Annotated in this window: 5 protein-coding genes and 1 pseudogene; all 6 read right to left on the bottom strand. The window is 64.3% G+C overall.

Translation table 11 applies throughout. The features are described 5' to 3' along the window. Positions 1–646 (bottom strand): exodeoxyribonuclease III (locus EOA24_RS27425; protein WP_127410263.1); only part of this gene is annotated, 646 nt, incomplete at its 3' end. 170 nt (positions 647–816) lie between these two features. After that, a complete protein-coding gene (locus EOA24_RS27420; RefSeq protein WP_126083302.1) occupies positions 817–1,470 on the bottom strand; it encodes an alpha/beta fold hydrolase in 654 nt (217 codons plus the stop codon). 245 nt (positions 1,471–1,715) lie between these two features. Next, positions 1,716–2,810, bottom strand: a complete 1,095-nt coding sequence (locus EOA24_RS27415) for a tetratricopeptide repeat protein (RefSeq protein ID WP_126083303.1) — start codon at positions 2,808–2,810, stop codon at positions 1,716–1,718. Positions 2,811–2,821: 11 nt separating this feature from the next. Further along, on the bottom strand, positions 2,822–3,730 hold the full coding sequence (locus tag EOA24_RS27410; protein ID WP_126083304.1) for a Ku protein: 909 nt from the start codon (positions 3,728–3,730) through the stop codon (positions 2,822–2,824). A 339-nt stretch (positions 3,731–4,069) separates the two neighbouring features. Further along, positions 4,070–4,357, bottom strand: coding sequence for a GIY-YIG nuclease family protein (locus tag EOA24_RS27405; RefSeq protein WP_126083305.1), 288 nt, complete (start codon positions 4,355–4,357; stop codon positions 4,070–4,072). 219 nt (positions 4,358–4,576) lie between these two features. After that, a pseudogene (locus EOA24_RS27400) lies at positions 4,577–4,871 on the bottom strand (ATP-dependent DNA ligase); the annotation flags it as partial.

The raw sequence follows: 4,871 nt of genomic DNA, 5'->3' as shown, positions 1-4,871 counted from the left end.
ATCCGGCATCGCGCGGCCAGCGGTTCCGGCGGTAATCCCAGAAGGTGTAGAGTTTTTCTTCCCTGGGAAAAACCTTGCGCAGCGCGTCCGTCCAGCCCTGCTCGATCAGTGCCGCGAAGGCGGCGCGGCTTTCAGGCTGCACCAGCGCGTTGTCGTCATAAGAGCGTGTCTCATAGATGTCGCGCGGTTCGGGCACGATGTTGAAATCGCCGGCAAGCGCCACCGGCAGGCCGGTATCGAGGAGATCGGTCGCATGCGCGGCGAAGCGCTGGTGCCAGGCGAGCTTGTAGTCGAATTTCGGGCCCGGCCGCGGGTTGCCGTTCGGCGCGTAGAGGCAGGCGATGACGACGCCGTCGACCGCGGCCTCGATGTAGCGGGCCTGGCGGTCGGCATCGTCGCCGGGCAGCGCGTCGCGCGTCAGCACGGGCTCGGCGCCGCGCGCTAGGATAGCGACGCCGTTCCAGGTCGGCTCGCCCTTCCACACCGCGCCATAGCCGGCATTGGCAAGCCGGGTCAGCGGGAACTGCGTGTCGCGGGATTTCAGCTCCTGCAGGCAGACGACATCGGGTTTTGCCCGCGCGAGCCAGGCGAGCAGGTTTTCCAACCGGCTGTTGATGTTGTTGATGTTGAAGGTGGCGAGTTTCATGTTTGGATGCCGCCGCTTCGCGCCTCGTCATCCTCGGGCTTGACCCGAGGATCCATGCCGTGACCTTCGCCGTGGAACGCGGCGGAGAAGAATTTTGCCCCGTCGCAGCGCTCGTATGTAACGGCATGGATCCTAGGGTCTGCGCGCGTCGCTTCGCTCCTTGCTTCGCCCTAGGATGACGAAGCCGAGGGCTGCGCGAACTTAGCCACCATTGTCTCCGCCACCGTCTTCAAATGATCCGCAGTCGAAAAACCCGAGATCGCCTTGCGCGGCTTCAGATCGTGGTCGCCGTCCTCCAGCCAAATCATCTCTATCGCCGAGGAAAGGCCGTAGGTCGCGACCTCCTCCTTGGCGCCGAACTCATCGCGCGTGCCTTGGAAGATCAGTGCCGGCGTCTTCAGGTCAAGGAGATGCTTTGTCCGCAACTGCTCCGGCTTGCCTGGCGGATGGAACGGGTAGCCGAGGCAGGCGAGACCAACGATTTCGCCTTTTTCAAACATCTCGTCGGCGACCATCGAGGCGACGCGGCCGCCCATCGACTTGCCGCCGATGATCAGCTTGCCGGTCACGCCTTTGGCGCGCAGATCGGCGATCGCCTTCACATATTCCGGGTTGACCGTCTCGGCGCGCGGCGGCGGCTTGCGGTGGCCATAGCGGCGCGCGGCCATATAGTGGAACTCGAAGCGCGCGACCTGGAAGCCGGCCGCCGCGAGCGCCTTGGCGGTGGCGGTCATCGAAGGCGAGTCCATCGACGCGCCGGCGCCATGGGCGAGCAGGATGGTGACGGGAGCAGTGTCGAAGCCGTCGAAGAGGAAGTGGGTCATGGATGCGCCAACCTCGCCTTCTCCCCTTGTGGGAGAAGGTGGCCGAGCGAAGCTCGGACGGATGAGGGGTGCTCCAGCTTGGCGGATACGTCCGCCAATATCCTTACTTGCGACAAGGTCACCAGCGCCTCATTCCTTCCAACACCCCTCATCCGTCTCGGCGCTGCGCGCCGATCCACCGCCCGGGGGCGAGCCACGGGTCTCGCCCCGTCCTTCGGACCCCACAGGGGGAGAAGGAAGAAGCGCTACCCCGCCGTGCGCGCCATGTGCAAATCCACGAACTGGATTCCCTTCTGCGCAGTCCGCGCCCATTCGGACTCCGAGTCCAGCTCCAGATAGCGCACCCACAGCCGCCGCGCCTCCGTCAGATCGCCCGCGTCGAACTCCAGCCGCGCCAGGTTGAACACCGGGTCGGCATAGGTCTTGTCGAGGGCGATCGCCTTCTGCAGGTGCCGCCTTGCCGACGCCACCTTGCCCCCGTCGCTCATCAGCCCGGCGAGGTTGAACCAGGCTTCGACGAAACCGGGGTCGAGCTTGATCGCCCGGGCATAGTCATGCGCCGCTTCGGCGATCCGGCCGGCGCCGCGCAGGCAGTTGGCGCGGTTGAAGGCGGCGATGGCGTCCTTCGGGTCGATCGCCAGGCAGCGCTGGTAGAGCGCGGCCGCATCGTCATGGCGCTCTTCTTCTTCCGCCATCTCGGCCTCGGTGAAGAGCTCTTCCAGCGTGTCGTCTTCCGGCGAGCCGAGGTCGAACAGCAACTGGCCGTCGAGCTCGCTCGTCCCATCCTCGAGATAAATCGCGTCCCGTCGGCCGTGCTGCGAGCCGAGATTGAGCGATTTTGCCGTGAGCGATGCGACCGGGCCGGAACGGTGCACCGATCGCGCGATCGCGCCCCAGGTGGCGCCGCTGGCGATCAGCCCGGCATATTTGCGAGCCAGGATCAGGTCGCGGAAGGAATAAGGCTCGCCGTCATGCTCGAAAGCGTCGAACAGCGAGAGCATGTCGAGATCGCCGCCCGCAAGCCGCGACTGGTCGATCAGCGATTGCCGGGACAGCGACGAGGCGTCGGGCGCCTTCATCAGGCCGAGCAGGCGCAGGAAACCGTTCTCGCTGATGAGTTGCCGGCCAGCTTCGCGTTCGGCCTTGGCGCGGCGCTCGATCTCGGCGTCGCCGGATTTCGCCTTGGCCAGAAGCGCGCGACCGAACACGACATGAGTGGTGCGGCGGGTGACGCCGCGCCTCAGCTCCGCATGGCGGCGCTCGACCTCGCGCGCGGCGAGCCGCAGCGGAAAGGCGGCCAGCGCGCCGACGACGCCGAAGACGGCGCCTGGAACGATCACCGGCCCTCCCGTCACTTCTTGCTCTTGCCGACGGCCTTCAACAGGTTCGCCTTCAGCGGGTTCTCAGGTGCACCGCCGGCAGCCGTCTTACTGGCGGGCTTTGCGGGCGCTTCCTCGGCCTTGCTCTTCGACTTGGCCGGGGGCTTGGCCTGCTGCGACAGGCTGGCCTTCAGCGCATCCATGAGGTTGATGACATTGCCGCGCTCGGGCGCCGCCGCAATGATCGGCTTGTGGCCCTTCAGCTTCTCGCGGATCATCGCCATCAGCGCCACCTCGTAGCGATCCTCATAGTTCTTCGGATCGAAGTGGGTTTGCTTCTGCTTGATCAGCGCCATGGCAAGCTCCAGCATTTCCGGATCCGGCTTGCCGGCCGGGATGTTGCCGAAATATTCAGCCGTGCCGCGCACTTCGTTGGGGTTCCTCAAGGTACAGACGAACATGCCGTTCTTGCGCGCGCCGATGGTCACCACGCGCTCGCGGCTGGAGAGGACCAGCCGCGCAATCGCCAGCTTGCCGGATTTGCGCATGGCTTCGCGCAGCACCGCGAAGGTTTCTTCCGCCATGGCGCCGTCGGGCGCGAGATAATAGGGCGAGTCCTGGTAAATGACATCGACCTCGCCCTCATCGACGAAGGCCTCGATGTTCATCGTGTGATTGGATTCGATCCGGACCGCGTCGAGATCGGCGTCGTCGATGATGATGTACTGCTTGTCCTCATATTCGTAGCCCCGCACCAGATCCGACCGCTCGACCAGGCCAAGCTCGGGATCTACCGGCTTCATGTTGATGCGGTTGTGCGTCTTCTTATGCAGCTGATTGAACGAGATGCGCTCGCTCGCGCTGGTGGCCGGGTAAAGCCGGACCGGACAGCTGACGAGGCTGAGCTTGAGGTAACCTTTCCAACTTGCCCTGGGCGCCATGATGAACTCCTACGCGGCCATGCACTGACACTATGTTGGAGCATGGTCCTGTCGCGATCATGCTCTTGCAGCGCTTCGTCCGTAGGACGATTGAGGCTGCGGAAATCCTACACCGACCCGTGATGGTACTGCCGAATTCCTAGCGAAGTGTTTTCTGAGGCCGGTTGGCGCGGAGGATAGTTCAAATTGTAGGAAGCGTCGATGGAGTGGATTGAGACGCTGGAGATTAGCCGAAGCCCCGAAGCTTCGTCATCCTAGGGCGAAGCAAGGAGCGAAGCGACGCGCGCAGACCCTAGGATCCATGCCGTGACATGCGAGCGCCGCGACGGTGCAGATCGCTTACCAGCCCGCCCCGCGAAAGAGCTCGGACCATTCTGGATTGGTCTTCTCGATCAGTTCGATCTTCCATTTTCGTGGCCAGCGCTTGAGCGATTTCTCGCGCTGTATGGCATCGGCGATATTGAAGTATTCCTCGTACCAGACTAGACGTTGCACGCCGTAGCGGCTGGTGAAACGCGAGCCTTGGCCGTTCTTGTGCTCGGGCATCCGACGCGCGAGGTCGTTGGTGACACCGATGTAGATCGTGCCGCCTTTCTGGCTCGCGGTCATATACACGTAACCTGTCATCGAGCGATTCTAATTGCCGCTGGTTCTGGTGGCTATTCTTCTGGACGCGCCTAAGGCCAATGTCACGGCATGGATCCTAGGGTCTGCGCGCGTCGCTTCGCTCCTTGCTCCGCCCTAGGATGACGAAATCCTAGCGCTTGCGCTGCCCTCTCAAGCCGGCGCGGCCCCCTCTCCGGCCGCTACGCGGCCACCTCTCCCCCACTCCGTGGGGGCGAGGAACTAGCGTTCCACCACCGGCAAATCCCGCGCCGCCTCATCGATCTCAGCCCAGGGATCGCCCGAGGTCTCCAGCAGGCCCGGCAGCGAGGCGTAGTTCAGGTCCTCCGGCGCGTCGATGGTCTCGAGGTCTGTCCAGCTCACCGGCGTCGAGGCCGGCAGGTTGGTGCGGGCGCGCAGCGAATAGGGAGCGGCGGAGGTGTGGCCGCGGGCGTTGCGGTGGAAGTCGATGAAGATGCGCTTCTTGCGGTTCTCCTTGCCCATGGTGGTGGTGAAGGTGTCGGGCGCGCTTGCCGCG

The sequence above is a fragment of the Mesorhizobium sp. M2A.F.Ca.ET.039.01.1.1 genome, from assembly GCF_003998035.1.
In the GTDB taxonomy this organism is placed as follows: Bacteria; Pseudomonadota; Alphaproteobacteria; order Rhizobiales; family Rhizobiaceae; genus Mesorhizobium.
This window is presented reverse-complemented; position numbering and strand designations above follow the sequence as displayed.

Excerpts from the sequence above, each read along its gene's own strand:
- EOA24_RS27420 (WP_126083302.1), bottom strand. The coding sequence starts at position 1,470 with ATGACCCACTTCCTCTTCGACGGCTTCGACACTGCTCCCGTCACCATC.
- EOA24_RS27405 (WP_126083305.1), bottom strand. The coding sequence starts at position 4,357 with ATGACAGGTTACGTGTATATGACCGCGAGCCAGAAAGGCGGCACGATC.
- EOA24_RS27410 (WP_126083304.1), bottom strand. The coding sequence starts at position 3,730 with ATGGCGCCCAGGGCAAGTTGGAAAGGTTACCTCAAGCTCAGCCTCGTC.